This is a genomic window from Caenispirillum bisanense (assembly GCF_900230255.1).
GTDB lineage: Bacteria > Pseudomonadota > Alphaproteobacteria > Rhodospirillales > Rhodospirillaceae > Caenispirillum > Caenispirillum bisanense_A.
Map to the genome: position 1 here is coordinate 343,124 of NZ_OCNJ01000001.1, position 25,735 is coordinate 368,858.

A 25,735-nucleotide genomic window follows, 5' to 3' on the forward strand; every position below is an offset into this window, starting at 1 on the left:
CCATGACCAGGCTCACCGACCTCACCATCGCCGCAGCCCGCGACGGGCTGAAGAAGGGCGAGTTCTCCGCCCGCGAGCTGACCCAGGCGCACATCGACGCCATGGCGAAGCACCGCGACCTGAACGCCTACATCACCGAAACGCCGGACCTGGCGCTGACGCAGGCCGATGCCGCCGACGCCGCCCTGAAGGCCGGCGACGCGGGGGCCATGGCCGGCATCCCCATCGGCATGAAGGACCTGTTCTGCACCGAGGGCGTGCTGACCACCGCGGCCAGCCATATCCTCGACGGCTTCAAGCCGCAGTATGAAAGCACCGTCTCCGCCAACCTGAAGAAGGCGGGCGCGGTGACGCTGGGCAAGACGAACCTCGACGAATTCGCCATGGGCTCGTCCAACGAGACCAGCTACTACGGCCCGGTCAAGAACCCGTGGAAGCGCACCGGCGACACCACCGACCTCGTGCCCGGCGGCTCGTCCGGCGGGTCGGCGGCGGCGGTTTCGGGGCGCCTCGCCATGGCGGCGACCGGCACCGACACCGGCGGCTCCATCCGCCAGCCGGCCGCCTTCACCGGCATCGTCGGCCTGAAGCCCACCTACGGGCGCTGCTCGCGCTGGGGCGTGGTCGCCTTCGCGTCGTCGCTGGACCAGGCCGGCCCCATGACCCGCACGGTGCGTGACGCCGCCATCATGCTGGGCGCCATGGCCGGCTTCGACCCGAAGGACTCCACCTCGGCCAACATCCCGGTGCCCGACTTCGAGGCGGCGCTGTCCGGCGACGTGCGCGGCCTGAAGGTCGGCATCCCGGCCGAGTACCGCCCCGAGGGCCTGAACGCCGAGATCGACGCGGTGTGGCAGAAGGGCATCCAGATGCTGAAGGACGCCGGCGCCACGCCGGTCGACATCAGCCTGCCGCACACCAAGTACGCCCTGCCGACCTACTACATCGTGGCGCCGGCGGAATGCTCGTCCAACCTCGCCCGCTACGACGGCGTGCGGTTCGGCCTGCGGGTGACCGAGGGCGTGCGGTCGCTGGACGACATGTACATGAAGACGCGCGGCGAAGGCTTCGGCAAGGAAGTGCGCCGCCGCATCCTCATCGGCACCTATGCCCTGTCGGCCGGCTACTACGACGCCTATTACCTGAAGGCCCAGAAGGTCCGCGCCCTCATCGCGCAGGACTTCCGCAAGGCCTTCGAGGTCTGCGACGTCATCCTGACGCCGACGGCGCCGTCCGCCGCCTTCGAGCTGGGGGCGGAGATCGACGACCCCATTACCATGTACCTGAACGACGTCTTCACGGTTCCTACCTCGCTCGCCGGCCTGCCGGGCCTGTCGCTGCCGGTGGACCTGAGCGCCGAGGGGCTGCCGCTCGGCCTGCAGCTCATCGGCCGTCCCTTCGACGAGGAGACGGTGCTGCGCGTGGGTGACGTGATGGAGAAGGCGGCCGGCTTCACCGCGAAGCCCGCCATCGTGGAGGCGTGAGGGACATGAGCTACGTCATTCAGGGCGAGACGGGCGACTGGGAAGTCGTGATCGGTCTGGAGGTGCACGCCCAGGTCATCTCCAACGCCAAGCTGTTCTCGGGCGCGGCGACGGCCTTCGGCGCCGAAGCCAACACCCAGGTCAGCTTCATCGACGCCGGCTTCCCCGGCATGCTGCCGGTCATCAACGCCATGGCGGTGGAGCAGGCGGTGCGCACGGGTCTCGGCCTCAAGGCCCGGATCAACAAGCGCAGCGTGTTCGCGCGCAAGAACTACTTCTACGCCGACCTGCCGCAGGGCTACCAGATCAGCCAGTACGAACTGCCCATCGTCGGCCTCGGCACGCTGATCCTCGACATGCCCGACGGCTCCACCCGCGAGGTGGGCATCGAGCGCCTGCATCTGGAGCAGGACGCCGGCAAGTCCATGCACGACCAGCACCCGAGCAAAACCTTCGTGGACCTGAACCGCTCCGGCGTCGCGCTGATGGAGATCGTCTCCAAGCCCGACATGCGGACCCCGGAAGAGGCCGGCGCCTACCTGCGCAAGCTGCGCGCCATCCTGCGCTACCTCGGCACCTGCGACGGCAACATGGAAGAAGGCTCCATGCGCTGCGACGTGAACGTCAGTGTGCGCCGTCCGGGCGAGGGCTTCCGCACCCGCTGCGAGATCAAGAACGTCAACTCGGTGCGCTTCGTCATGCAGGCCATCGAGTACGAGGCCAAGCGCCACGTCGAGGTCTACGAGAATGGCGGCAAGATCGAGCAGGAAACCCGCCTGTTCGATCCCGGCAAGGGCGAGACGCGCAGCTTGCGCAACAAGGAAAACGCGCACGACTACCGCTATTTCCCCGACCCCGACCTGCTGCCGCTGGAGTTCGACGACGCCTTCGTCGAAAAGATCCGCGCCAGCCTGCCGGAACTGCCCGACGAGAAGAAGCAGCGCTTCATCGCCGACTACGGCCTGTCGCCCTATGACGCGACGGTGCTGGTGTTCGAGAAGGAAAGCGCCGACTACTTCGAGAAGGTCGCCAAGGGCCGCGACGGCAAGACGGCCGCCAACTGGGTGACCACCAACCTGTTCGGCGCGCTGAACAAGCTCGGCAAGGGCGTCACCGAGAGCCCGGTGTCGGCGGAACAACTGGGCGCGCTCATCGACCTCATCAACGACGGCACCCTGTCGGGCCGCCTCGCCAAGGACGTGTTCGAGATCATGATCGAAACGGGCGACGACCCGGCGAAGATCGTGGAAGAGCGCGGCATGAAGCAGGTGACCGACACCGGCGCCATCGAGAAGGCCATCGACGAGGTCATGGCCGCCAACATGGACAAGGTGGAAGACATCCGCGCCGGCAAGGACAAGCTGCTGGGCTGGTTCACCGGCCAGGTGATGAAGGCCACCCAGGGCAAGGCCAACCCGCAGGCGGTGAACGATCTGCTGAAGAAGAAGATCCTGGGCTGACGCCGGCGTCGGTTCGGGTTCCGGAAGAGAGAAGGGCGGTCGCCGAAAGGGGGCCGCCTTATTCTATGCTCGACGCTCAACGCACCCTGAGGTGGTGACAGGGGAGGGTGCCTGCAGTAATTTCTTCGGCGGCAGGAAGCAGGAGCCTCGACGCAGGCCCGAGGCCGGCCGGGACGATGGGTGCCCCGGCCGACGGCAGATCGCCTCTGCCTGCTTTCGGAGGATGACGAGATGCGTATACCGCGCATCCGCGTCCTTCTGGAGTTCCGAAAAAATCCGGACCTGGGGCTGCGAATCCTCATCCGGATAGACTTCGGGCTCCAGGAGAAAGGGGCGGGCCGGCGGAAGCCGGCTCGTCCCACTCCGAACCAAGTTTAGGCGCGGTCACCCCATTCCGCAAGTCGAAGCACGGAGGCTGTCGCGGAGCGTTAGCGGCTGGATCGGTACCATCTGCAGGTGGTGACGGCCGAATGTGCTTGAGATAATCTGATTGCCGGCAGGCAGGAAGCAGGAGCCTCGACGCAGGCCCGAGGCCGGCCGGGACGATGGGCGCCCCGGCCGACGGCAGAACGCCTCTGCCTGCTTTCGGAGGATGACGAGATGCGTATTCCGCGCATCCGCGTCCTTCTGGAGTTCCGAAAAGATCCGGACGCGGGCCTGCGAATCCTCGTCCGGATCGACTTCGGGCTCTAGGAGAAGAGGGGCGGGCCGGCGGAAGCCGGTTCGTCCCACTCCGAAGCAAGTTTAGGCGCGGTCGGGACCATGCGCAAGATTGCACATGACGCCGCTCCCACGGGCCCGCTCACGCAGGTGGCGGGGTGACGACCGCCGGGGCGGTGCCCTGTTGCTGCTCCTGGGACGTCGGTTCCGGCTCGCCCGAAAGCGCCCAGATCATCAGGGCGATCAGCGCGATCAGGCCCAGCGTCAGGGCGCCCATCAGCACCATCGCGACCGGGCGCCCCTTCCGGCCCTGGCGCGCTTCCTCGGGCGTTTCGCGAACCTGCTCGCGGCCGTCGGGGGTGGGTCGCTTTTCCATGACGGGTCCTTTGCCGTTCCGCTTTCGCTACCAACTCCCGCCGGGGCGCGGGCGTTGCAGGCGGCGGACCACCCTTTCATCCGTCACACGTTTGGAGTATACGGCCGCCTTTCCGTATCGCTTCGACCCCGGAGGATCCCCATGCGCGACATCGACGCGCTGCTCAGCCTCGCCCGCCGCGACCTCGACGACGCCCGCGCCAATGCGCCGGAGCGCCCCTGGCTCGCCGCCTACAGCCTGGAGCACGCGGCGCGCAAGATGACCATGGCCGTCCTCGCCAAGGCCGGCGCGCCGCATCGCTTCGGCACCTCCATCCGCGAGATGGCGATCCGCCTGCCGGAGGATCATCCGTGGCGGCGCGACCTGCTGGCCCTCGATCCGCTCAGTGGTGCCCGCGACGCCTACCTCTACCCCACCAAGGCCGGCGAGGTGCCGGACCACCCGACGGCCGGGCAGGTGCAGGCCGACGCCCAGCGTCTGGCGGCGCTGCTCGACCGGGCAACGGAGTGGTGCGCCGGCGAGGGCTGAGGCGGGCGGGTTCGTCGACGGCGGTGGCCGCCCTCGCGCATGGGCACTGGCGCGGCGCCGGCGCCGGCGGCAGGCTGACGGCCAGTCCCAACCGGAGACACGCCATGACCAGCCAAGCCTGGAGCCCCGATACCTATCAGACCAACGCCGGCTTCGTGCCCGTGCTCGGCGCCCCGGTGGTGGACCTGCTGGCCCCGCGGCCGGGCGAGGCGATCCTCGACCTCGGCTGCGGTGACGGCGCGTTGACGGCGAAGCTCGCCGCCTCGGGCGCCCGGGTGGTGGGCGTCGACGGGTCGCCCGACATGGTGGCGGCGGCACAGGCGCAGGGGCTGGACGCGCGGGTCATGGACGGCCACACCCTCGACCTGCCGGAGCGCTTCGACGCCGTGTTCTCCAACGCCGCCCTGCACTGGATGAAGCGCGATCCCGCCGCCGTGGCGGCCGGAGTCGCGCGGCACCTGAAGCCCGGCGGCCGCTTCGTCGGCGAGTTCGGCGGCTTCGGCAACGTCGCCGCCTGCACGACGGCCCTGCTCGCTGCGCTGGCGGCGCATGGCATCGACGGCGCGGCGCGGCACCCGTGGTACTTCCCGACGGCGGAGGATTATGCGGCGGTGCTCGAAGCGGCGGGTTTCCGTGTGGAGGTGATCCAGCTCATCCCCCGGCCGACGCCGCTGCCGCAGGGCATGGCCGGCTGGTTCGCCGCCTTCGCCGGGCCGTTCGTGCAGGACCTGCCGGCGGATCAGCGCGCGACGGTGCTGCGCCAGGCGGAGGATCTGCTCCGCCTGTCCTTGTGCGACTCGGCCGGCCGATGGAGCGCCGACTACGTGCGCCTGCGCTTCGCCGCCCGCCTGGGGGCCTGAGCCTCAGCCGCGGAGGGCGGAGGCGGCGGCCGACTGCACGGTGATGCGGTCGAGGCCGCGGCTGGCGGCCATGGCGGTGGCGAACTCCTCCGCCGCCGCCTGCTGCGGGAACCGGCCCAGATCCCGGCCGCCGATGACGGCGTACCAGAAGCCGTCGTGGCGCGAGATCACGTAACACGTGCTCCGGCTCATGGCAGTTCCTCCACTGCGGCCTGTCGACAGGCTATTAAGCGCGCCGGGGTTGATGGCGTGCAACGGAACGAACGCATGGCGGGGCGGGGGCGTTGGGCTCCCTTGTCCTATCCTGACGTATAGGCGCCCGCGCCGGTGACGTCGCGCCATGACCATCCCTCGGTCTGCACCAGGCTCCGAAGGCGGCGGCGGCGATCGTCCTCGGCGGCGACGGCGCGGTTCCAGTCGGCCTCGGGGCAGGGGGTGAGGCCGAAGGCGCGCAGCAGGTCGCGGTCCGGCGGCGGCGGCGGGGCGCAACCGGTCAACCGGTCCGATCCGCCGAGCGTGCCCAGCAGACTCGTCGCGGCATCGCGGACGGACTGCATGTCGCCGCCGTGGGGGCGGACGTCGGCGGGGGCGGCGTGGCGCAGCACCAGCAACGCTTCGTCCAGGGCGGCCAGCCGCACCGTCAGGGTCTGGTCCGGATCGAGCGGGTGGAAGTTGGACAGCACCGGGTAGACCTGGTGCTACTGGGCCTGTTGCGTCAGGCGGCCGACCAATGCCTGCAGGTGGGGCTCGAGGCCCTTGAAGTCCCGGCCGTTCCACGCCCGGTGCAGGATGTCCCGCGGCGACCGGCCGAGCGCGGCGAGGTGCGCCGCCAGGGCCCGCCGCTGCGCCGCCGCCGACACCACCGGCACGATGTAGCTGATGATGAGGGTGACCGCCGTCAGGCCGCTGGCGACGACCAGCACGCTCAGCATCTGCCACGTGCCGCCGTGCGGCTTGTAGTCGCCGAGGCCGAGGGTGAACAGCGTGTAGCCGACGAAGTAGGTGCGTTCCACCAGAGTGGCCGGCCGCCCCGTCTGCGCCACCACCACCGACCACGGATCAGCGGAGAACACCAGCAGCCAGCCGCCCCACAGCAGCAGGATCCACACCAGGGCGATGCCGAGCAGGGTGACCATGCCGGTGTAGGCCAGGACGCCGCGCCGCCCGGTCGCCCGCGCCAGCCGCCACAACAGCGGCGGCAGGCGCCTGGTGAAGGGGCCGGTGCCGCCGACGGTCAGGGTGGTGACCAACAGATCGACGAAGGCCAGCGCCAGTACGACGGCGCCGAGGCCGCCGAACAGGAGAGTGCGGATGATCTCGGTCATGGTGCCGGAGCAACGGAGGCGGCGGCATCCCCGTTCCGCCGCAGTCTAGGCTTGAAACTGCGAATGATTCGCAATACGATCCCCTTATCCTCACGGACGCAAGGGATGATGATCATGGCGATGGCGAGCGCAACGGTCGGTCACGGTGGGCTGGAAGGCGCGCGCTGCGGCGCCGCGACGGCGCCCCGGGTGGTGGCGACGCGGGCCTCGTGCCGCGCGAAGGAGGCCGCCTGCCTGGCCGTCCTCGGGCTGACCCAGGGCACCACCGAGACGGTGGCGGCGGCCGAGATCGAGGCCGTGCTGGCGACGGTGGGGGCCGAGGAATGGCACCCGCCGCAGGGGCTTGTGACCCAGGCCATCGGCGGCCTGCTGGCGGCGGAACTGGTCGCCTGCGACGGCCGCGGCGTCTTCCGTGCCACTCCGGCGGGGCGCGACGCGCTGCACTGCCTGCTCATGGCCCCGGTGGCCGCGCCGGCGGAACCGGTGGACCGGGTCATCCTGTCCTTGCGCCTCTGCCTGCTCGACCGCCTGCCGGAACGCGAGCGGGCGGTGCAGGCCGACGCCCTGGTCAGCGCCTGGAACGCCGTGCTGGACGCCCGCCGCCGCTCGGAGGAGCGCCTCGCCCACGGGCTGCCGCTGCTCGGCCTGTGGTCGCGCCAGCGCCGCCGCCGGCTGGAGGACGAGCGCGACCTTTGCGCGCGCATCCGCGACGCCCTGCTGCTCGGCGAGTGCGGCGGCGTTTCGGCGGCGTCCGCCTGATCGGTTTCCGAAATGGCCCTGGAAGGTCGACGCGGGGGGCCCGATATGCGGGCCACCCCTATCCCAGACTGACCGGGAGCCCTGTCATGATCGAACTCTACTACTGGCCGACGCCCAACGGCTGGAAGGTCTCCACCCTGCTCGAGGAACTGGGCCTGCCCTACGAGGTGAAGCCGGTGAACATCGGCGCCGGCGACCAGTTCAAGCCGGACTTCCTGCGCATCAGCCCCAACAACCGCATGCCGGCCATCGTCGATACCGCGCCGAAGGACGGCGGCGCAGCCGTCTCGGTCTTCGAGTCGGGCGCCATCATGACCTACCTGGCTGAGCGCGAGGGCCGCTTCCTGCCCACCGACCTGCGGGCACGGGTGGAGGTGAACCAGTGGCTGTTCTGGCAGATCGGCGGCCTCGGGCCCATGGCGGGCCAGGCGCACCACTTCCGCCAGTACGCGCCGGAGAAGGTCCCTTACGGCATCGAGCGCTACACCAACGAGGTCAACCGCCTCTACGGCGTCATGGACCGCCGCCTGGCCGACCGGGACTTCCTGGCCGGCGACTACTCCATCGCCGACATGGCCGCCTGGCCGTGGGTGGTGCCGCACGAGCGCCAGGGCCAGGACCTCGACGACTTCCCCAACCTGAAGCGCTGGTTCGAAACCATCGGCGCCCGCGACGCCGTGAAGAAGGGCCATGCCGTCGGCAACGAGTGGCGCAAGCCCAACATCGCCGAGGACGAGGAAGCCCGGAAGGTGCTGTTCGGCCAGAGGGCGAAGTAGGGCAGGGGCGGACGACAAAACGGCGCGAGGGGCGGGCCCTCGCGCCGTTCGGTCGGGTCGATGGAGCGGTCCGCGGCCTCAGCCGAGCATGGCGCGCAGCATCCAGGCGGTCTTTTCGTGGATCTGCATGCGCTGGGTCAGCAGGTCTGCGGTCGGCTCGTCATGGGCTTCGTCGGCGGCCGGGAAGATCTCGCGGGCGGTGCGGACCACCGCTTCCTGGTCGCGCACCAGCGCCTTGATCATGTCCGTCGCGGAGGGAACCGTGTCTTCCTCCTCGATCCGGGTCAGGGCGGCGAACTGCTTGTAGCTGCCCGGCGCCGGGAAGCCGAGGGCGCGGATGCGCTCGGCGATGGCGTCGACGGCCAGGGACAGCTCGGTGTACTGCTGCTCGAACATGGTGTGCAGCGTGTTGAATTGCGGGCCGGTGACGTTCCAGTGGAAGTTGTGGGTCTTCAGGTAGAGCGTGTAGGTGTCGGCCAGCAGGCGCGACAGGCCGTCGGCGATGGCCTTGCGCAGGGTGGTGTCGATGCCGATGTTGATATCCATGCTCATGATGTGGTCTCCCTCCGAAGAACTGACTTTCTACCCCAGACCTTAGACCCTGGCGTTTCTAAGGTCTAACCGGTTATGCTGGCGATATTGATCGGATCAACCGGATAAACCCATGAAGCCCCTGCCGACCCTCCGCCAGTTGCGATACCTCGTCACGGTCGCCGAGACGCTGCACTTCGGGCGCGCCGCCGACTCGTGCCTGGTGACGCAGTCTACCCTGTCCGCCGGCATCCAGGAGTTGGAAAACCTTCTGCGGGTTCGCCTGTTGGAAAGGCGCACCAAGCGGCAGGTGGTGCTCACGCCGCTGGGTGAGGAGATCGTCGCCCGCGCCCGCCGCATCCTGGCCGATGCCGAAGCCCTGGTGGACGCCGCCGCCGTCGCCGCCGAGCCCCTGAGCGGCCCCTTGCGCCTCGGGGTCATTCCGACCATCGGCCCCTACGTGCTGCCGCGCGCCCTGCCGGCGGTGCGCGAGACCTACCCCGACCTCAAGCTGTTCCTGCGCGAGGACCAGACGGCCCGCCTGCTGGAGCAACTGAGCGACGGGCGGCTCGACGTGGCGCTGCTCGCCTTGCCCTACGCCACCGGCGATCTGGAGACGCTGCCCCTGTGGGACGAGGACGTGGTGGTCGCCGCCCCCGCCGACCATCCCTTCGCCGCCCTCGACCGCGTGCCGGAGGAGGCGCTGGCCGGCGAGGACGTGCTCATGCTGGAAGACGGCCACTGCCTGCGCGAGCACAGCCTGCAGGCCTGCAGCCTCACCCGCCGCCCCGGCGCCAACGAGAGCTTCCAGGCGACCAGCCTCAACACGCTGGTGCAGATGGTCGGCAACGGCCTCGGCGTGACGCTGCTGCCGCGCTCGGCGGTGCCGGTGGAGGTGGGGCGGGGCGCGCCGGTGGTGGTGCGCGAGCTGGAGGCGGCGCGCGCCGCCCGCACCGTCGCCCTGTGCTGGCGCCCGGGCGCGGCGCGGCGGCGCGATTTCTCGCTGCTGGCGGCGCTGCTCAAGCGCCACGCGCCGGAAAAGGCGGTGCTGCGGCCCGACCGTTGACCCGGCGCGGCGAGACCGGCACGCTCGACGACAAGAAGGACGCGGGAGCGAACGACCGACCATGATCGATCTCTACACCTGGAAGACGCCCAACGGCCGCAAGGTCTCCATCGCGCTGGAGGAAATGGGCCTGCGCTACGCCGTGCACGCCGTCGACCTGTCGACGGGGGCGCAGAAGCAGCCGGACTTCCTGAAGATCAACCCCAACGGCCGCATCCCGGCCATCGTCGATTCCGACGGCCCGGGCGGTGCCCCGCACACCGTGTTCGAGTCGGGGGCGATCCTGCTCTATCTCGGCGCCCGCTACGGCGCGCCCTTCTACCCGGAGGACCCGGTGCAGCGGTCCTGCGTCGAGCAGTGGCTGATGTTCCAGATGGGCGGCATCGGCCCCATGTTCGGCCAGGCCTTCCACTTCCGCCACGGCGCGCCGGAGCCGGTGCCCTATGCCCTCGAACGCTACGATGCCGAGGTGCGGCGGCTGTTCGGCGTGCTGGAGACACGGCTCGGCGAGACCGACTACCTCGGCGGCCTCGACTATTCCATCGCCGACATGGCGACCTATCCCTGGGTGGTGCCGCACGAGAAGCTGGGCGTCGACCTCGACCAGTTCCCCAACGTCGCCCGCTGGCACGACGAGATCAGCGAGCGGCCGGCGGTGAAACGCGGCATGCAGGTGCCGTGATGAGCGAGCCCTCCCTGGAAAAGGCCTCCGTCCGCCGGGTGCGCGAGGCCCTGGCCGACCTGGGCGCGCTGCACGAGGTGCTGGCCCTGCCGACCAGCGCCCGCACGGCGCAGGAAGCGGCCGACAGCCTCGGCGTGCCGCTCGGCGCCATCGTCAAGTCGCTGGTCTTCACCATCGCCGGCCGCCCCGTGATGGCGCTGGTCGCCGGCGACCGCCAGTGCGTGACGGAGGCGTTGCCGGCGGCGCTCGGGCTGGAGGGCACGGTGGCGCGGGCCGATGCGGCGGTGGTGCGCGAGGCGACCGGCTTCGCCATCGGCGGCGTGGCGCCGGTGGGGCATCCGACGGTGCTGCCGCTGGTCATCGACGCCAGCCTCGGGCGGTTCGAGGCGGTGTGGGCGGCGGCCGGCCACCCCCACTGCGTGTTCCGCACGACGCTGGAAGAACTGCGCCGCATCACCCCCGGCGTGGTGGCCGCCGACATTTCCCGCTGAGGCTCTTGCGGCGCCGTCTTAGTCGGTTGACAATGCTGGGGGGCTGCCGATATAAGGGCCGCCTCCGCCGTGGACAGGTGGGTGAGTGGCTTAAACCAGCGGTTTGCTAAACCGTCGTACGAGGAAACTCGTACCCCGGGTTCGAATCCCGGCCTGTCCGCCAGAATACGAAGCCCCGGCCGTAAGGCCGGGGCTTTCGTTTTCGGGCGATGGTCTCGCCATTGACCGCGCGCTGGCCTGCTCTTTACGCTGTCGACTGGACCATGGGCCGGCTTCCGGCAGACCGCCAGCAGGAGCAGTCGATGGCGAAGGCATCGACAACCCGCGACACACCGTTGACCGCAGCGGACAAGGCCCGCATCGCCGGGCAGTGCGAGGCATTCATCGCCTACGTGCTGGTGCCGCGCTTTCTGCCGGAGATCCGGCCGACCCGGTTCAACTACCCCATCGCCTACTACGGCAGGTGGCGCGGCCACCGCTACAGCTTCCTGAAGCGCTACCGGTCGGGCGATCCCGAGACCCTCGGCATCGAGTTCGAGCTGCCCTTCGCGCGCCTCGACCACATCGGGGGCGAGCGGTTCGACGTCCTGTGGCCGCGTCACACCGGCCGGTGGTATCCACTCTATCCCCGCCTGACCTTGCGCGACGCGATGCGGGCGATCCTGGCCGACGAACTGCTGTGGCCGTGACGGAACCGACGACGGAGGACTCTTGGACCGTATCCGTAGCTACCTGCTCGCCCAGGATGTCGAAACCCTCGCCAGCCTGCTGCTGGAGCAGGCGGAGCGGGACGACGCCCTGCTGTACCGCCTGCAGAGGCTGACGGCCGTCGCCGCCGGCGATGTCGACAGCGTCCGCGACAGCCTGCGCAGTCGGCTGACGGAAGCGACCGAAGTCGTGGGCTTCATGCACCGCGGCGAGGCGGGCGCCTGGGCGGAGGATGTCGACGCGGTGCTGGATGCGGTCGCCGACCTGGTGTCGGCCGGTGCGCCCGCCGTGGCCCGTGACCTGGCCGTCTACGCACTGGAGCGCCTCGACGCCGTCTTCCAGGACGAGACGCTCGCCTACGAGGAGTGCTCGTACCTGCCATCCCGGGCGCGGGACATCCATCTGGAGGCGTGCAAGGCGGCGCCGCCCGATCCCGTCGCGCTCGCCGCCTTCCTGTTCGAGGGGGCGACCGGCCGCGACGACCTTCTGTTCTTCCGTGCGGCCGACCTGTACGGCGAGGTGCTGGGCGAGGCGGGACTCGCGGAGCACCGCAGGCTCGCGGAAGACGCGCTGGCGAGCCTGCCGCCGCCCGAAGGCGGGCCGGGCACCTTCGACGGGTTCACGGCCGCCCGTCTGCAGTTGGTGCAGATGCTGGACGCCGTCGCCGCCCGTGACGGCGACATCGACCGCCGAATCGCCCTGCTCTCCATCGACCTGCCGACACCGGACTGCTACCTCCACCTCTGCAAGGTCTGTCTGGAACACGGGCGGGAGGCGGAGGCCCTGCGCTACGCCGAGGAGGGGCTGCGGGTGCTCGCCCGCCGTGGGTACGATCACAGGCTGGCGCAGTTCGCCGCCGATCGCCATACCGCGGCCGGCGACGACGCGGCCGCCGTGGCGGTCCTGTGGAAGGCCTTCGAGCGGCAGCCGAGCCTGTCGCTCTTCCGGCACCTCCGCCGTATCGGCGGCGAGGCGGCGCGCGATCGGGCCATCGCCGCCCTGCGCCAGGCGGTGACCAAGCCGTCCAAGGCGCAGGCCGACTGGCTGGCGCCGGTCGGTCTGTTGATCGACGTGCTGATGGCGGAGGAGATGTTCGCCGAGGCATGGCAGGTGGCCCGCGCCCATGGGACAGACGACATGCGCATCCTGCGCCTCGCCGCTGCCAGCGAGGCCTGTTGTCCCGCCGAAGCCGCCGCGGCCTACGTCGCCCGCATCGAGACCCTGGTGCCGCAGGGTGGCAACGACAACTACGCCGAGGCGACGCGCCTGCTCGGCCGCCTCGCCGGCCTGCGGTCGGCGGCCGCGCACGCGGCCCACGTGTCCGACCTGCGGCAACGCTTCAAGGCGAAGCGCAACTTCATGAAGTTGATCCGGGAGGCGTGAGGTGCGCCAGGCGGAAATCGACCGTCAGAACCAATGGCTCATCGACCGGCGGAACCAGTTCCGCGCCGGGGCCGACGTCGTGACGGCGGCGTGGGCGGCCTTTCCCGAGGTGGTCGCCGTCGCCCTCACCGGCTCGGTCGCCAAACCCTTGTGGAAGGAAGTGCCGCGGTTCGCGCCCTTCCGCCGCAAGGGCATCGCCCTGTGGCACGAGTGCATGGACATCGACCTCGTCCTGTGGCTCGACTCGCAGGAGCGTCTGGGGGAGCTGCGCCGCGCCAAGGACACCGCCCTTCGCGAGGCCTTCGCCGCGATCGGCGGGCTCGCCACCCACGGCGTCGACACCTTCCTGTTCGAGCCCGGCTCCGACCGCTACCTGGGCCGCCTGTGCCACTTCGCCCAGTGCCCCAAGGGCAAGCCCGACTGCCGGACGCCCGGCTGCGGCGCGACCGCCTTCAACAAGGTGGTGCCCGGCTTCACCCTGCACCGCGACCTGCTGGCCGCGGCGCGGGTGCTCTACCGGCGGGACGCCGGCGTCGTGCTGCGGGCCGTGGACCTGCCGACGGAAGAGGCGGAGGGAGCGGGCTGAAAGGCGGTGCCGGCGCACTGCACCGAACTCACACCGCCTCCGCCTCCACGCCACCCCCCGCCACGCCCAGCTTGTCGCGCAACTCGCCCCGGTGCAGCCAGCGCCAGGTCTGCCAGTAGAACAGCACCTGCTGCGCGGCGGGAGAGACGGTCCGGCCGTCGCGCAGGGCGGCGAAGGCGGGGCCGGCGAGGAGCGGGTCGGGGGCGCCCCACAGCGCCGGCGCGTCGAGCCAGGCGGAGCGGCGGAAGGCGGGCAGGCGGCCCTTCAGGCCCATCAGCCGCATCAGGCGCGGGCGGCGGCGGACGAAGCGGCCGGCGCGGATCAGGTTGGCCCACAGGTAATACTCCACCGACAGGGCATGCGGCCGCACCAGCGTGTCGCCCGATGCAATGGGGACGCTCAGCGCTTCCGGCATCACCGCGCGGAACAGATCGAAGTAGAGTTGGCCGCCGGCCTTGCGCTCGGCCGGCAGGGGCAGGGTGGCTTCGATGAAGGCGCGCGTCATGCCTGGCGTCAGGGGCTGGGCGGCGCGCTGGAACACCTTGAAGGGATTGGGCGCGATGCGGTTGCGGCCGCGGTTGCGCAGCACGAAGGCGGCCACACCCGCCGCGTCGTCGCGGTCCTGGGCGATCTCGGCACGCAGGTCGGCCTCGAACCCCTCCCACATGGCGCGCGCGAGGTCGCGGCCGAAGACGGCGCAGGCGGCCTCCCACACCGGCGCGCCCCAGGGCCGCACCTTGGCGGCGACGAAGCCGGCGAAGCCGCCGGGGCCGTCGGCGGCGGGCTTCAGGGCCTTGTCGGGCAGCAGGCCGTCCCACACGGTGCGGCCGGGCGGCACAAACTGGCCGACCTGGGTGATGAACAGCCCCATGCCCGGCACCTCGCCATCGGAGGCGAAGAGGTAGTCGAGGAAGGCCGGCGACGAGAAGAAGTCCGGGTCCGGCCGGACGAACCGGCAGGGGATGCCGAGGCGCCGTGCCATGGCCTGGGCGTAGCGGCCGTCGGCGTCGAAGTTCTCGTCGGCGTGGGAGACCACCACCGCCTCCACCGGCACGCCGCGGCGGGTGAGGGCGCAGGCCATGAGGCGGGCGTCGAAGCCGCCGCTCAGCAGCAGGGTGTGGGGGTGACGGGCGGCGGCGACGGCGCGGTCCATGCTGTCGTCGAAGGCGGCGGCGACCTCGGCGGCGGAGGCGTCGCGGGCCGGGCGTTCGAGCCGCCACCAGCGGCGCGTCTCCACCACCGCGGCGGTGGCGAGGTCGATCACCACCACGCTCGCCGCCGGCACCCGCGTCACGCCCTCGGTCAGGGTGCGGTCGCCGAGGGTGGTGCCGAGGGCCAGGAAGCCGCCCCATGCGGCGGGGTCGGGCGCGGCGGCGGGGAAGGCCTTGGTGTCGCTGCACAGGCGCAGGCCGTCGGGACCGCGGCTCCAGTACAGCGGCTGCAGGCCGAGGAAGTCGGTGGCGATCACCAGCCGGCCGGCCGCCTCGTCCAGCAGCACGAGGACATGGATGCCGTCGCGCTCGGCGAAGGCGCCAGCGGCCTCGCGCCAATGGGCGGGGCAGGCGGGGGGCTCGGGCAGGGGCGTGCCGCTCACCAGCAGGGTGCAGGAGCCGGCGCGCAAGGTGCGCACGGCGCCGTCGGCGGCGATGGAGAAGCCGGGGCGGTCGATGCGCTCGCCGCGGCCGGCCGGCGGCTGCAGGCGAGCGAGCAGGGCCGAGGCGTCGCCGCCGCCGATGTGGATCGCGAGCTTGCTCATGCCGGGGCTCCGCCAGGGTCGGGGGCGGCCAGTATCGACCGCCGCGCCGCCCGATGAAATTCGGCCTGAAGGCGTCGTTAGGATGATGCTGATGATCGACTTTCGGCGAACGTCCGGGCACTTCCGCGTGTTGGCTCGACAAACCCCCGACCGCACCGGGAGGCGCCCCATGCTCCGTTCCGCCGCCGTGCTGGCCGCCGGCCTCGCGCTCGTCGCCTGTACCGACCTCCACGGCCCCTACGAGGGGCAGGACGTGCCCTATGGCGTCGGCGAGCGGCAAGTGCTGGGCGCCGAAGGACCGGGCTGGGTGCCGGAAGACCCGGTCGACCAATCCGCCGAAGGAGACCGCCCATGATCCGCCTGCCCCTGCTCATGCTGCCCGCCGCAGTTCTGGCCCTGTCGGCCTGCGTCGCGGGTGGACCGCCCGTCGAGGACCAGCGCACCGTGGCCGTGCCCGACGGCCGCTACGACTATCTGCAGGGCGAGGTGCCCTACGACACCCCCGCCATGACCGAGACCGAGGCCGAACTGGTGGAAAAGGCCGGGCGCGTGCCGGCCGAGCCGCGCCGGGACTCCGATGAGGCCTCCGGCGACCGGGCGCTCGGCGACCTGGACGAGGAACTGTTCGACCGCTGACCGGCGACCGCGCCGCCGGCCACGGCGTTGTTCCGGTAAGACCCGACTTCAACAGACCGGAGGACGCCGCGTGCCGATCCCGACGATCCCGTCTCTTCGCCGCTCCCTCTGCCTCGGGCTGGTGGCCGCCGCCGTCGCGGCCGCGCCCGCCGTCGCCGCCGATGCCATGGAGCAGGACGCCGGCCAGGCGGCCCAACCGCGCGGCCTCACCGATGACGGCAAGCTCCGCCAGCCCAAGGGCGCCGAGCGCTGGGAGCAGGTGGAAGAAACCATCAACCCCGGCACCACGGCCGGCCGCGACGACGTCGACGCCGGCGAGGGGCCGGAGGCCCTGCCGCCCGGCCCGGTGCAGAGCGTCGTCCGCCCCGAGCCGCTGGAGCCGGCGACGCCGCCCACCGCTCCCGACGTCGCCGAGGACCGGGCGCGGCCCGACCAGCCCCTGCAGGACACGCTGCCCACCGCCGACGGCGACGGCTGAGGACTGTCGGCGGTGCAGCGGTCGTGGCACCATGAGCCGTCCGAACCACCGCCGGGAGCATCGCCGCCGTGACCACCCCCGCCGCCACGCCGCGCACCGAGCTTCCGTGGCACACGGTCCTGCTGCGCGGACTGGTGTGCCGCTGCCCGAGCTGCGGCCGCGGCCGTACGTTGCGCGGCTATCTGCGCGTCGCCGAGACCTGCGCCGTCTGCCACGCCCGCTTCGGCCACCTGCGGCCCGACGACGCGGCGGCGTGGCTGACCATCAGCATCGTCGGCGCCCTGGTGTTTCCCGGGCTGCTGATCGCCGAGATGGGCTGGCATCCGCCGGTGCCGGTGACCATCGGCGTCGCGCTGGCCGGCTCGGCGGCGCTGGTGCTGGCCCTGCTGCCGCCCGCCAAGGGGCTGATTCTGGCCGTCCTGTGGCGGCTCGACGACGGTCACGGGGGCGGCGCCGCCAGCCAGTAGGACGCGGCGCTGCGAGCCACAGCGCCGCCGGGGCGTTGGCAGGAAAAGCCTCGTTCACCGCCCGGAGGACACCGCCATGCCCCGCCGCCTCTGCCTGTCCGCCCTCGCTTTCGCGGGTGCCATCGCCGGGCCCGTCGCCGCCGGTGCTCAGACCGACGACGTGTGGCGGCGCATGGCCGAGGGCGGCAGCATCACCGTCGCCGAAGTGCGCGCCAACAGCACGCGGGCCTTCCGCGCCATCGACCAGGACCGCGACGGCATCGTCACGGGCCGCGAGTTCGCCGCCTTTCCGCTGCCCGCCGGGCTCGGCGGCTTCGCCGACCGGCCGGAGCTGCGGGCCGATCTGTTCGACCGCATCGACCTGAACTCCGACGGCCGCATCGCCGCCGCCGAGTGGGAGGACGCCGTGCGCGAAGACGTTTCCATCGCCGACGCCGACGACGACGGCCAGGTGACGCTGGAGGAACTGTCGCAGGCCGACCTGGGGACGGTGATCCTCGACTTTTTCGACTGACGCCGGCCAGGCATCCGTCCGGACTATCCAACTGGAGGTTTCGCCCCGCGTCATTTCCGCCCATGTGGAACAAAGCGACGATCAAGATCGCAAGCGGGAGGATGGGCATGACGGGCAGGGTCACGATGTCGCGCCATGGCGACGTCGCGGTGGTCGCCGTGACGGCGGCGGCCGGGACGGGCTTGGTTCCGGCGCTGCGGCGCGGGCTGGCGGAGCATCTGCGGGCGGCGGAGCGCGACGCCCGCGTGCGCCGCATCGTGCTGCTGGCCGAGGGCGGCGCCCTGGCCGGCGATGGCGACGGGGATCCGCTGGCGGTTCCGTCGGCGGCCGCGCTGGCGGCGCAGGTGGAAGCCTGCCGCAAGCCGGTGTTCGGCGCCCTCGACGGCCTCGCCCTGGATGCGGGGCTGGAAGTCTTCCTCGCCTGCCGGCTGCGCACCGGCTCGCCGCGCTGCGGGCTCGGATTTCCCGCCGCCGCGGCGGGACGCATGCCGCGGGCCGGCGGCACGCAGCGGCTGCCGCGGCTGGTCGGAGTGGCGGCGGCGCTGGACCTTCTGGGCTCCGGCCGTCTGGTGGAAGCCGAGGCGGCGGTGGCGCTCGGGTTGCTCGACACGGTGGCGCAGGACCCGCTGGTGGGATCGGCCCTCTCCGCCGCCCGCCGCCTCGCCGACGCCGATCTGCCGCCACCGGTGGCACGCCGGATGCCGGCGGGGGAACCGCCCGCGGGCACCGATCCGCTGGCCCGCGCCGTCGCCGCTTCCTTCCGGCCGCTCGCCGAAGGATCGGCGGTGGAGGCGGCGCTCGCGGCGGCGGCCGATTCCTTGCAGTTGACGGAAACCCCTACCGACGGTCAACAATAGGCGCCAGGGACCGGTCCGCCAGAGGCCGGCCACAGGAACCGTTCCGGGAGGCTTTTCATGTTCGGACTCATGCAGGACCGGCCGCTGATGATCGCGTCGATCCTCGGCCACGCCGCGCGCCACCATCGCGACGCCGGCATCGTCACCAACACGGTGGAAGGCGGCCTGCACCGCTGCACCTATGCCGAGGCGGAAAGCCGCGCCAAGCGCCTCGCCCGCGCGCTGGAAGCCCGCGGCGTGCAGCGCGGCGAGCGCATCGGCACGCTGGCCTGGAACACCTGGCGCCACCTGGAGATCTACTACGGCGTCTCGGGCATGGGGGCGGTGTGCCACACCATCAACCCGCGCCTGTTCCCCGACCAGATCGTCTACATCGTCGGCCATGCCGCCGACACGCACCTCTTCGTCGACCTGACCTTCGTGCCGCTGGTGGAGGCCATGGCCGACCACCTGCCCAAGTCGGTGCGCACCATCGTCGTCATGACCGACCACGCCCACATGCCGGCCGCCATGACGGTGCCGGCGGGGGTGGAAGTCGCCTGCTACGAGGATCTGCTGGCCGAGGCCGACGCCGACTACACCTGGCCGGAGTTCGACGAGAACACGGCGTCGTCGCTGTGCTACACCTCCGGCACCACGGGGGCGCCCAAGGGGGTGCTCTACAGCCATCGCTCGACGGTGCTGCACGCGCTCGGCGTCAACGCGCCCGACGTGCTGGGCCTGCGCTCGGTGGACCGGGTGATGCCGGTGGTGCCCATGTTCCACGTCAATGCCTGGGGGACGCCCTATGCCGCGCCGGCCGCCGGGGCGACGCTGGTGATGCCCGGCCCGCACATGGACGGCGCCAGCCTGCAGAAGGTGATGGAGGGCGAGGGCGTGACGGCGGCGCTCGGCGTGCCGACGGTGTGGCTCGGCCTGCTCGACCACCTGCGCAAGTCGGGCACCCGCATCGACGGCTGCCAGCGCCTCATCATCGGCGGCTCGGCCTGTCCGCGCCTGCTGTTCGAGGCCTTCGACCGCGAGTACGGCGTGCGCGTCGACCACGCCTGGGGCATGACGGAAATGAGCCCGCTCGGCACCTACAACACCCTGAAGCCGAAGCACGACGGGCTCGACGGCGAAGACCTGATGCAACTGCGGCTCACCCAGGGCCGCTCCATCTTCGGCGTCGACATGAAGATCGTCGACGGCGCGGGCACGGAACTGCCGTGGGACGGCAAGGCCTTCGGCAACCTGATGGTGAAGGGGCCGTGGGTGTGCCGCGCCTACTTCGGCCGCGAGGACGAGGTGGCCCAGACCCACGACGCCGACGGCTGGTTCCGCACCGGCGACGTGGCGACCATCGACCCCGACGGCTTCATGCGCATCACCGACCGCACCAAGGACGTGGTGAAATCGGGCGGCGAGTGGATCAGCTCCATCGAGCTGGAGAACATCGCCGTCGGCCACCCCGACGTCGCCGAGGCCGCCGTCATCGCCGCCCGTCACCCCAAGTGGGACGAGCGCCCGCTGCTCATCGTCGTGCCGCGCGACGGGCGGGAGATCGACCCTTCCACGTTGCTCGGCTGGTTCGAGGGCAAGGTCGCCAAGTGGTGGATTCCCGACGCCGTGCTGGTGGTCGACCAGTTGCCGCATACCGCCACGGGCAAGCTGCAGAAGACCACCCTGCGCGACCGCTACGCCGACCACCTGCTGACAGGCGGCGGCGCAGCGGCGGAGTGACCTGACGGCGCGACCGCGCCGCGCGGCCCCTGCCGCGGGAGCCGAGCGCGCGCCGCGCGCGCCCGGCGCCTGAGGGCCTGCGGTGATCGGCTACGATCACCGCAGGCCCCCTTACGTTACCGCCGTCTCCGGTCCCATCATCAGGCGCGACAGGGCGGTGCGCATGGGGTCGGACAGCGGCGTCGGCCGGGTGGTGGCGCGGTTCACGTAGACGTGGACGAAGTGCCCCTCGGCGCTCGCCTGCGGCTCGTCGTTGCGGAACAGGCCGACCTCGTAACGCACCGACGAGCGGCCGATGCGCGCCACCCGCAGGCCGGCGTCCACCCGGTCGGGAAAGGCGATGGGGGCGAAGTAGCGGCACTGGGTCTCGACCACCAACCCGATGGTGGGGCTTGCACCTATGTCGAGAAGTCCAGCGGAGATCAGCCACTGGTTAACGACGGTGTCGAAGTAGCTGTAGTAGACGACGTTGTTGACGTGACCATAGACGTCGTTGTCCATCCAGCGGGTCGGTATGGACAGGAAATGACCATAGTCGTGTCGCTGCCCTATGGCTTCAGTAGGCATTCTTTTTTGCAACCTCCCTGCTAGACTGCCGGCCGAGCGATTCCTGCCCTTCCGGCGTTGCAATGGTATGGAAGTGGGCAGCGTCGGGCGCACCATGCACCCTTCGTGCATGGGACGCCGCCACCGAAGGAGGACCACCGCCCGTGCAGCCCGAGGATCTCACGCAATCCATCCTCGAACTGGCACCGAACGGCATCTACGAGATCGCCGTCGACGGGACCATTCTCTACAGCAACGCCGCCCACCACCGCCTGCTCGGCTACCCCGACGGCACGCTCGCCGGGCGCAGCATCCTCGACCTGATCCCGGAGGAGGACGCCCGCCGCCTGCGCGGCGACCTGGAGATGCTGGCCCGGGAACAGCCGGACCCGCAACCCTACCTCAACCGCAGCTACACGCGCGACGGCCGCGAGATCGTGGTCGAGGTGCACTGGACTTACAAGCGTGACCGCACGTCGGGGCGTGTCACCGGCTTCATCGCCATCCTCAACGACGTCACCGCCCGCATGGAGGCGGAGCGCCTGCGCGACGAGGCGCACCGGGCGGCGGAACAGGCGGCGGAGGCGCGCTCGCGCTTCCTCGCCTCCGCCAGCCACGACCTGCGCCAGCCGCTGCAGGCGCTGGCCCTGTTCGTCAGCCGCCTGGAGCGCCGCGAGCTGGACGGCACGGCGCGCGAGCTGGTCGGCAACATCCGCGAGAGCGTCGCCACCCTGTCGTCGCTGCTCAACGGCCTGCTCGACATGAGCCGCTTCGACGCCGGCATGACCCAGCCGCGCGTCGACGACGTGCCGCTGGCCGACGTCTTCCGCCAGATCGAGCGCGACTTCGGCGCGGTGGCGGAGCGGGCGGGCCTGACCCTGCGCATCCGCCATCCCGACTGCGTGGTGCGCAGCGACCCGGTGCTGCTGCGCCGGGTGCTCGGCAACCTGGTGGTCAATGCCATCACCTACACCCGCCGCGGCGGCCTGGTGGTCGGCGCCCGCCGGCGCGGCCCCAATGTGCGGCTGGAGGTGTGGGACAGCGGCATCGGCATTCCGCCCGATCATCTGACCAACATCTTCCAGGAGTTCTACCAGGTCGGCAACGAGGCCCGCGACCGCCGCGAGGGCCTCGGCCTCGGCCTCGCCATCGTCGACCGCGCCTGCCGGGCGCTCGGCCATCCGGTGGAGGTGCGGTCGGTGTTCGGGCGCGGCTCGCGGTTCTGCGTGACCGTGCCGGCGGCGCTGCATTCTGCCCGCGGCATCGCCGGCGCCGTCGTGCCGCCGGCGGCGATCCCGCAGCCGGCGGCGCTGAAGGCCCGCGTCGGCATCGCCGAGAACGACCCGACCGTGCGCCGCGCCCTGGCGGGCCTGCTGTGCGACTGGGGGTGCGACGTCACCGCCGCCGCCGACGGTCCGGGCCTGCTGGCGGCGCTGGCGGAAGCGCGGGTGCGGCCTGACGTGGTGATCGCCGATCTGCGCCTGTCGGCGGGCATGGACGGCCTCGCCGCCATCGCCGCCGTCTCCGCCGAACTGGGGCGGCCGGTGCCGGCCCTGGTGGTCACCGGCGACACCGAGCCGGAGCGCCTGCGTGCCGTGGTGGCGGCCGGGCACGTGCTGCTGCACAAGCCCATCGACGCGGGTGACCTCAACGCCGCCCTGCGCCGCCTGCTGGACGGCGGCCACGGCTAATGGCCCTGGCTGCCGGCGCCGCCTGCGCTATGCTGGCGGCTAGTCCCGCACTGAAGAGAAGGCGCACGCCATGGCCCTGAAGCTCGTCATCGGCAACAAGAACTATTCCTCGTGGTCGCTGCGTCCGTGGCTGGCCCTCAAGGTCAAGGGGCTCGCCTTCGAGGAGGAGGTGATCCCGCTCTACGAGGACGGCGCCAAGGCGCGCATCCTGGAAGTCTCGCCGGCCGGCAAGGTGCCGGTGCTGCTCGACGCCGGGACGCTGGTGTGGGACAGCCTCGCCATCCTGGAATACCTGGCCGACCGCCAGCCGGCCCTGCGCCTGTGGCCGGCGGAGCCGGAGGCGCGGGCGCGGGCGCGCTGCATCGCCGCCGAGATGCACTCGGGCTTCGGGGCGCTGCGCTCCCGCATGTCCATGAACCTGCGCAAGGACCTGTCGGGCCGTGTAGCGGTGGAGGGCGATCTGGCCGCCGACATCGCCCGCGTGCAGCAGATCTGGCGCGACACGCGCGAGGAATTCGGCGCCGGCGGCCCGTTCCTGTTCGGCGGCTTCACGGCGGCCGACGCCATGTACGCGCCGGTGGTGACGCGCTTCAAGACCTACGGCGTCGCGGTCGACGCCGTCTCGGCCGAGTACATGCAGGCCATCCTCGACCTGCCCGCCATGCAGGAGTGGTACGCCGACGCGGCGGCCGAGACCTGGGTCATCCCGGCCGCCGAGATCGACTGACGGAAACCGGCGCCGCTCAGGCCGCCGGCGGTGCGTTGCGGGCGATGAAGGCACCGGCGAGTGCGATGCCTTCCTCGTCGATGCCGTGCGGCAGGCCGGGGCGGCCGTGGCTTTCCACGGTCACGCCGACGCCGCGCAGCGCCGATTCGGTCAGGCCCATGGCCTCGGGCGGCACCACCTCGTCGGCGAGGCCGTGCACCAGCAGCACCGGCGGGCGGGCGGTCACGGCGCCGGCCAGGCTCTCGTCGGCGAGCAGGGCGCCGGAGAACCCGACCACGGCGGCGCAGGGCGCGGCGCGGCGAAGGGCGACGTGCAGCGCCATCATGGTGCCCTGCGAGAAGCCGACCAGCACCAGCCGGTCGTCGCTCAGGCCGTAGTGCTCGAGCAGGCCCTCCAGGTAGGCGTCGAGCGTCGGCGCGGCCGCCGCCGCCCCTTCCATCATGCGGGCGTAGACCGGGCCCATGGTCTCCGGCCGGCGGCGCAGCATGTCGGGGTCGTAGGCCGACAGCGAGAACCACTGGCGGCCATAGGGCGCCATCTCGCAGGGGAAGGGCGCGTGCGGGCTGTGGAAGGCAGCGTCCGGCATGGTCCGGGCCAGCACCGGGGCGAGCCCGATCAGGTCGTTGCCGTCGGCACCGTAGCCGTGCAGCAGCACGACCAGCCGGCGCGGCGGAGCGCCGTCGGCGGGACGGGCGGACGGACCGGTGAGACTCGCATTCGGCATGAAACACCCTCTTTAGTCTGTTGTTCGCGAAGCCGAAGTCGGCGACGATGGAGCAGAAGCCGCCGCACTCGCGTCGGCTGCGCGTCAGTATATGGGACCCGCATGTCCGACACGACAGCCGCTCTGTTCACCGTCGAGGCTTTCTACAACGCCTTCGTGACCCGCGACTTCGACAGCCTGCGGACCGCGTGGTCGGCGACGGCGCCGCTCAGTTGCATCCACCCGGGCGCCGAGCCGCTGACGACGCGCGAGGAGGTGATGGAAAGCTGGCAGGCCATCCTCGCCAATCCGCAGACGCCGGAGATCCGCTGCCTCGGGCCGCAGGTCATGGTGCACGGCGACATGGCCATCGTCACCTGCCACGAGGACGTGGACGGCGACATCCTGTGCGCCACCAACGTGCTGGTGCGCGAGGGCGCGGTGTGGAAAATGGTGCACCATCAGGCGGGGCCGCTCGCCTACGTGCCGGAGTTCATGCCCGAGGCCGAGGAAACCGGGGGCTCCGGTTCCATCAACTGAATCGATACGGGGAAGCCGCGCCCGGGCCGAGGGCACGGCGGTGTGTGGGGGAGTGAAACGCATGACCAAGGGCCGTTCGCGCCGCGTCGCCGCGGTGCTGCTGGCCGTCGCCGCAGGCTTCGCCGCGGCGCCCGCGCAGGCCGCCGACACGGCGCCGGTGCATGGCTTCGTCGGGGCGGAGGTGCAGCCCATCGCGCCGGGCGAGGCCAAGGCGCTGGGGCTCGGCGCACCGCCGGGCGTCTTCGTGCGCGACGTGCTGTCGTGGGGGCCGGCCTATGCCGCCGGCGTGCGCCGCGGCGACGTGCTCGCCGGGTTCGCCGGGGCCGGCCTGCAGGGGCTGGAACACGTGGTGAAGCTGGTGCAGGGCACCAAGCCGGGCCAGACCGTCAATGCCACCGTGCTTCGCCGTGGCGAGACCGTGCCGCTGCGCTTCACCCTCGGCACCACGCCGGCCGGCTGGTCCATGGCCGGCGAGGCCGCCGCCGTGGTGCCGCGCTTCGGGCTGACGCTGCGCTCCCTGACGCCGACGGCGCGGACCGAGGCCGGCGTGCGCTGGGGCTCCACCGGTCTGCTGGTGACCGACGTGCAGCCCGACGGCACCGGCGCCCGCATGGGCCTGCGGCCGGGCGACCTGATCGTCGCCGCCGACCGCACGCCGCTGGTCGACGCCGCCAAGGCGGAAAGCCCGCTGACGGCGGCCGCGCTGCTGCTGGTGGAAGGAACCGCCGGCTTCCGCGCCGTGCGCACCGACGGCGCGCCGCTGCCGGCGCCGCTGGTTTCGGCGGGGGCGCAGTATCAGCCGCTGCTCGGCCAGGGCCTGCTGGTGCTGGACGTCGCCCACGACACGCCGGCGGCCCGCGCCGGCCTGCGGCCCGGCGACCTGCTCGCCAAGGTCGCCGGCACCCCCGCCGACACGGCGGAGCGGGTGGCCGGGGTGGTGCAGGGGACGCGCCTGGACGGAACGCCGCTGCACGCGGAGGTGCCCTTCACCCAGGTGCCGCCGCCGCCGCCCGAGTCGCGGCACGTGCAGACCATCGGCGCGACCGTCGCGGCCCTGTCGGCGGACGTGCTGCGGCAGTACGAGATCCGGCCGAGCGCCCGCGGCGTCGCGGTGACGGCGGTCGATCCCGGCAGCCGTGCGGCGGCCGTCGGCCTGCGGCCGGGCTACGTGGTGGTGCAGGTGAACCAGGTGCCGGTGACGACGCCCGCCGAGCTGGCCGCCGCCATGACGGCGGCGGAAGCGGTGCGGACGGCGGAGGCGGTGGTGCTCATCGAAGGGCCGCAGGGCTTCCGCATCCACGGCATGCCGCTCTACGGCACGGCTGCGTCCAACGGAACCCCGACGCTGCAGTGGGGCGCCGAACCGGCGCGGTGAATGGGTTTGCCGGCTCGTCCGACCACCGCGCCCCCTTGGTCGGGGCGC

The 25,735-nt window shown here is 71.7% G+C and carries 31 protein-coding genes and 1 tRNA gene; 24 read left to right on the forward strand and 8 right to left on the reverse strand.

Annotated features, from left to right (window positions below; all coding sequences use genetic code 11):
• Positions 1 to 2: 2 nt before the first annotated feature.
• Together gatA and gatB are read left to right on the forward strand one after the other, a co-directional pair.
• On the forward strand, positions 3 to 1,484 hold the full coding sequence (gene gatA, locus CRP50_RS01700) for an Asp-tRNA(Asn)/Glu-tRNA(Gln) amidotransferase subunit GatA (RefSeq protein ID WP_416045195.1): 1,482 nt from the start codon (positions 3 to 5) through the stop codon (positions 1,482 to 1,484).
• 5 nt (positions 1,485 to 1,489) lie between these two features.
• Positions 1,490 to 2,944: an Asp-tRNA(Asn)/Glu-tRNA(Gln) amidotransferase subunit GatB gene (gene gatB, locus CRP50_RS01705; RefSeq protein ID WP_097277238.1), complete on the forward strand. Its 1,455-nt coding sequence runs from the start codon at positions 1,490 to 1,492 to the stop codon at positions 2,942 to 2,944.
• Between the two features lie 802 nt (positions 2,945 to 3,746).
• Here gatB and CRP50_RS01710 read toward each other — a convergent pair.
• Positions 3,747 to 3,980 (reverse strand): hypothetical protein, encoded by a 234-nt coding sequence (locus tag CRP50_RS01710; protein WP_097277239.1) that lies wholly within the window; start codon positions 3,978 to 3,980, stop codon positions 3,747 to 3,749.
• A 141-nt stretch (positions 3,981 to 4,121) separates the two neighbouring features.
• Between CRP50_RS01710 and CRP50_RS01715 the strand changes: the two genes are divergently transcribed.
• Both CRP50_RS01715 and CRP50_RS01720 read left to right on the forward strand, forming a co-directional pair.
• Entirely contained in the window at positions 4,122 to 4,508 is a 387-nt protein-coding gene (locus tag CRP50_RS01715; RefSeq protein WP_097277240.1) for a hypothetical protein, read from the forward strand.
• A gap of 104 nt (positions 4,509 to 4,612) precedes the next feature.
• Positions 4,613 to 5,368 (forward strand): class I SAM-dependent methyltransferase, encoded by a 756-nt coding sequence (locus CRP50_RS01720; protein ID WP_097277241.1) that lies wholly within the window; start codon positions 4,613 to 4,615, stop codon positions 5,366 to 5,368.
• Between the two features lie 3 nt (positions 5,369 to 5,371).
• Here CRP50_RS01720 and CRP50_RS24965 read toward each other — a convergent pair whose 3' ends face one another.
• From CRP50_RS24965 to CRP50_RS01730, 3 genes are all read right to left on the reverse strand, one after another.
• Entirely contained in the window at positions 5,372 to 5,560 is a 189-nt protein-coding gene (locus tag CRP50_RS24965; protein WP_141415048.1) for a hypothetical protein, read from the reverse strand.
• A gap of 107 nt (positions 5,561 to 5,667) precedes the next feature.
• Positions 5,668 to 6,051, reverse strand: coding sequence for a hypothetical protein (locus tag CRP50_RS01725; RefSeq protein WP_097277242.1), 384 nt, complete (start codon positions 6,049 to 6,051; stop codon positions 5,668 to 5,670).
• 15 nt (positions 6,052 to 6,066) lie between these two features.
• Positions 6,067 to 6,693, reverse strand: a complete 627-nt coding sequence (locus tag CRP50_RS01730; RefSeq protein WP_097277243.1) for an ion channel — start codon at positions 6,691 to 6,693, stop codon at positions 6,067 to 6,069.
• A gap of 114 nt (positions 6,694 to 6,807) precedes the next feature.
• On the opposite strand from CRP50_RS01730, the gene CRP50_RS01735 reads away from it, so the two are divergent.
• Together CRP50_RS01735 and CRP50_RS01740 are read left to right on the forward strand one after the other, a co-directional pair.
• A complete protein-coding gene (locus CRP50_RS01735; RefSeq protein WP_176524978.1) occupies positions 6,808 to 7,452 on the forward strand; it encodes a hypothetical protein in 645 nt (214 codons plus the stop codon).
• A gap of 86 nt (positions 7,453 to 7,538) precedes the next feature.
• Positions 7,539 to 8,228, forward strand: a complete 690-nt coding sequence (locus CRP50_RS01740; RefSeq protein WP_097277245.1) for a glutathione S-transferase N-terminal domain-containing protein — start codon at positions 7,539 to 7,541, stop codon at positions 8,226 to 8,228.
• A 78-nt stretch (positions 8,229 to 8,306) separates the two neighbouring features.
• Here CRP50_RS01740 and CRP50_RS01745 read toward each other — a convergent pair whose 3' ends face one another.
• Complete coding sequence (locus CRP50_RS01745) at positions 8,307 to 8,774, reverse strand: Dps family protein (RefSeq protein WP_416045199.1); 468 nt, start codon at positions 8,772 to 8,774, stop codon at positions 8,307 to 8,309.
• 118 nt (positions 8,775 to 8,892) lie between these two features.
• Here CRP50_RS01745 and CRP50_RS01750 point away from each other — a divergent pair, with 118 nt between their 5' ends.
• From CRP50_RS01750 to CRP50_RS01780, 7 genes are all read left to right on the forward strand, one after another.
• Complete coding sequence (locus CRP50_RS01750; protein ID WP_097277247.1) at positions 8,893 to 9,825, forward strand: hydrogen peroxide-inducible genes activator; 933 nt, start codon at positions 8,893 to 8,895, stop codon at positions 9,823 to 9,825.
• Between the two features lie 61 nt (positions 9,826 to 9,886).
• Positions 9,887 to 10,507: a glutathione S-transferase family protein gene (locus CRP50_RS01755; RefSeq protein ID WP_097277248.1), complete on the forward strand. Its 621-nt coding sequence runs from the start codon at positions 9,887 to 9,889 to the stop codon at positions 10,505 to 10,507.
• Positions 10,507 to 10,998 carry a YbaK/EbsC family protein gene (locus tag CRP50_RS01760; protein ID WP_097277249.1) on the forward strand — a complete coding sequence of 164 codons (492 nt, stop codon included), beginning with the start codon at positions 10,507 to 10,509 and terminating at the stop codon, positions 10,996 to 10,998. The genes CRP50_RS01755 and CRP50_RS01760 overlap by 1 nt, the downstream gene beginning before the upstream one ends.
• A gap of 71 nt (positions 10,999 to 11,069) precedes the next feature.
• Positions 11,070 to 11,161 (forward strand) — tRNA-Ser (locus tag CRP50_RS01765).
• A gap of 172 nt (positions 11,162 to 11,333) precedes the next feature.
• Positions 11,334 to 11,687 (forward strand): hypothetical protein, encoded by a 354-nt coding sequence (locus CRP50_RS01770; RefSeq protein WP_245913333.1) that lies wholly within the window; start codon positions 11,334 to 11,336, stop codon positions 11,685 to 11,687.
• A 22-nt stretch (positions 11,688 to 11,709) separates the two neighbouring features.
• Positions 11,710 to 13,089 (forward strand): DUF6880 family protein, encoded by a 1,380-nt coding sequence (locus CRP50_RS01775; protein ID WP_097277251.1) that lies wholly within the window; start codon positions 11,710 to 11,712, stop codon positions 13,087 to 13,089.
• Position 13,090: 1 nt separating this feature from the next.
• A complete protein-coding gene (locus CRP50_RS01780) occupies positions 13,091 to 13,675 on the forward strand; it encodes a hypothetical protein (protein ID WP_097277252.1) in 585 nt (194 codons plus the stop codon).
• Between the two features lie 28 nt (positions 13,676 to 13,703).
• Here the strand turns inward: CRP50_RS01780 and CRP50_RS25415 are convergent, their stop codons facing one another.
• A complete protein-coding gene (locus tag CRP50_RS25415; protein ID WP_097277253.1) occupies positions 13,704 to 15,431 on the reverse strand; it encodes a hypothetical protein in 1,728 nt (575 codons plus the stop codon).
• A 169-nt stretch (positions 15,432 to 15,600) separates the two neighbouring features.
• On the opposite strand from CRP50_RS25415, the gene CRP50_RS01790 reads away from it, so the two are divergent.
• From CRP50_RS01790 to CRP50_RS01820, 7 genes are all read left to right on the forward strand, one after another.
• The gene (locus CRP50_RS01790) at positions 15,601 to 15,786 is read left to right on the forward strand and encodes a hypothetical protein (protein WP_097277254.1); all 186 of its coding nucleotides are present in this window, start codon (positions 15,601 to 15,603) and stop codon (positions 15,784 to 15,786) included.
• Positions 15,783 to 16,067 carry a hypothetical protein gene (locus CRP50_RS01795; protein WP_097277255.1) on the forward strand — a complete coding sequence of 95 codons (285 nt, stop codon included), beginning with the start codon at positions 15,783 to 15,785 and terminating at the stop codon, positions 16,065 to 16,067. The genes CRP50_RS01790 and CRP50_RS01795 overlap by 4 nt, the downstream gene beginning before the upstream one ends.
• Before the next feature lie 70 nt (positions 16,068 to 16,137).
• Positions 16,138 to 16,545: a hypothetical protein gene (locus CRP50_RS01800; RefSeq protein ID WP_141415049.1), complete on the forward strand. Its 408-nt coding sequence runs from the start codon at positions 16,138 to 16,140 to the stop codon at positions 16,543 to 16,545.
• 68 nt (positions 16,546 to 16,613) lie between these two features.
• The gene (locus tag CRP50_RS01805; RefSeq protein WP_176524980.1) at positions 16,614 to 17,012 is read left to right on the forward strand and encodes a DUF983 domain-containing protein; all 399 of its coding nucleotides are present in this window, start codon (positions 16,614 to 16,616) and stop codon (positions 17,010 to 17,012) included.
• A 76-nt stretch (positions 17,013 to 17,088) separates the two neighbouring features.
• Positions 17,089 to 17,526: an EF-hand domain-containing protein gene (locus CRP50_RS01810; protein WP_097277258.1), complete on the forward strand. Its 438-nt coding sequence runs from the start codon at positions 17,089 to 17,091 to the stop codon at positions 17,524 to 17,526.
• Positions 17,527 to 17,633: 107 nt separating this feature from the next.
• A complete protein-coding gene (locus CRP50_RS01815) occupies positions 17,634 to 18,383 on the forward strand; it encodes an enoyl-CoA hydratase/isomerase family protein (protein ID WP_176524981.1) in 750 nt (249 codons plus the stop codon).
• A 57-nt stretch (positions 18,384 to 18,440) separates the two neighbouring features.
• Positions 18,441 to 20,105, forward strand: coding sequence for a 3-(methylthio)propionyl-CoA ligase (locus CRP50_RS01820; protein WP_097277260.1), 1,665 nt, complete (start codon positions 18,441 to 18,443; stop codon positions 20,103 to 20,105).
• A 111-nt stretch (positions 20,106 to 20,216) separates the two neighbouring features.
• On the opposite strand, the gene CRP50_RS01825 is transcribed toward CRP50_RS01820, so the two are convergent.
• Positions 20,217 to 20,672, reverse strand: coding sequence for an acyl-CoA thioesterase (locus CRP50_RS01825; RefSeq protein ID WP_097277261.1), 456 nt, complete (start codon positions 20,670 to 20,672; stop codon positions 20,217 to 20,219).
• Between the two features lie 143 nt (positions 20,673 to 20,815).
• Here CRP50_RS01825 and CRP50_RS01830 point away from each other — a divergent pair, with 143 nt between their 5' ends.
• Together CRP50_RS01830 and CRP50_RS01835 are read left to right on the forward strand one after the other, a co-directional pair.
• Positions 20,816 to 22,342 carry an ATP-binding protein gene (locus CRP50_RS01830; RefSeq protein ID WP_176524982.1) on the forward strand — a complete coding sequence of 509 codons (1,527 nt, stop codon included), beginning with the start codon at positions 20,816 to 20,818 and terminating at the stop codon, positions 22,340 to 22,342.
• Between the two features lie 70 nt (positions 22,343 to 22,412).
• On the forward strand, positions 22,413 to 23,069 hold the full coding sequence (locus CRP50_RS01835) for a glutathione S-transferase family protein (protein ID WP_097277263.1): 657 nt from the start codon (positions 22,413 to 22,415) through the stop codon (positions 23,067 to 23,069).
• Positions 23,070 to 23,085: 16 nt separating this feature from the next.
• Here CRP50_RS01835 and CRP50_RS01840 read toward each other — a convergent pair whose 3' ends face one another.
• Positions 23,086 to 23,793, reverse strand: a complete 708-nt coding sequence (locus CRP50_RS01840) for an alpha/beta hydrolase (protein WP_097277264.1) — start codon at positions 23,791 to 23,793, stop codon at positions 23,086 to 23,088.
• Positions 23,794 to 23,895: 102 nt separating this feature from the next.
• Between CRP50_RS01840 and CRP50_RS01845 the strand changes: the two genes are divergently transcribed.
• Positions 23,896 to 24,312: a nuclear transport factor 2 family protein gene (locus tag CRP50_RS01845; protein WP_097277265.1), complete on the forward strand. Its 417-nt coding sequence runs from the start codon at positions 23,896 to 23,898 to the stop codon at positions 24,310 to 24,312.
• A 61-nt stretch (positions 24,313 to 24,373) separates the two neighbouring features.
• A complete protein-coding gene (locus tag CRP50_RS01850; RefSeq protein WP_097277266.1) occupies positions 24,374 to 25,687 on the forward strand; it encodes a PDZ domain-containing protein in 1,314 nt (437 codons plus the stop codon).
• The last annotated feature ends 48 nt before the right edge of the window (positions 25,688 to 25,735 follow it).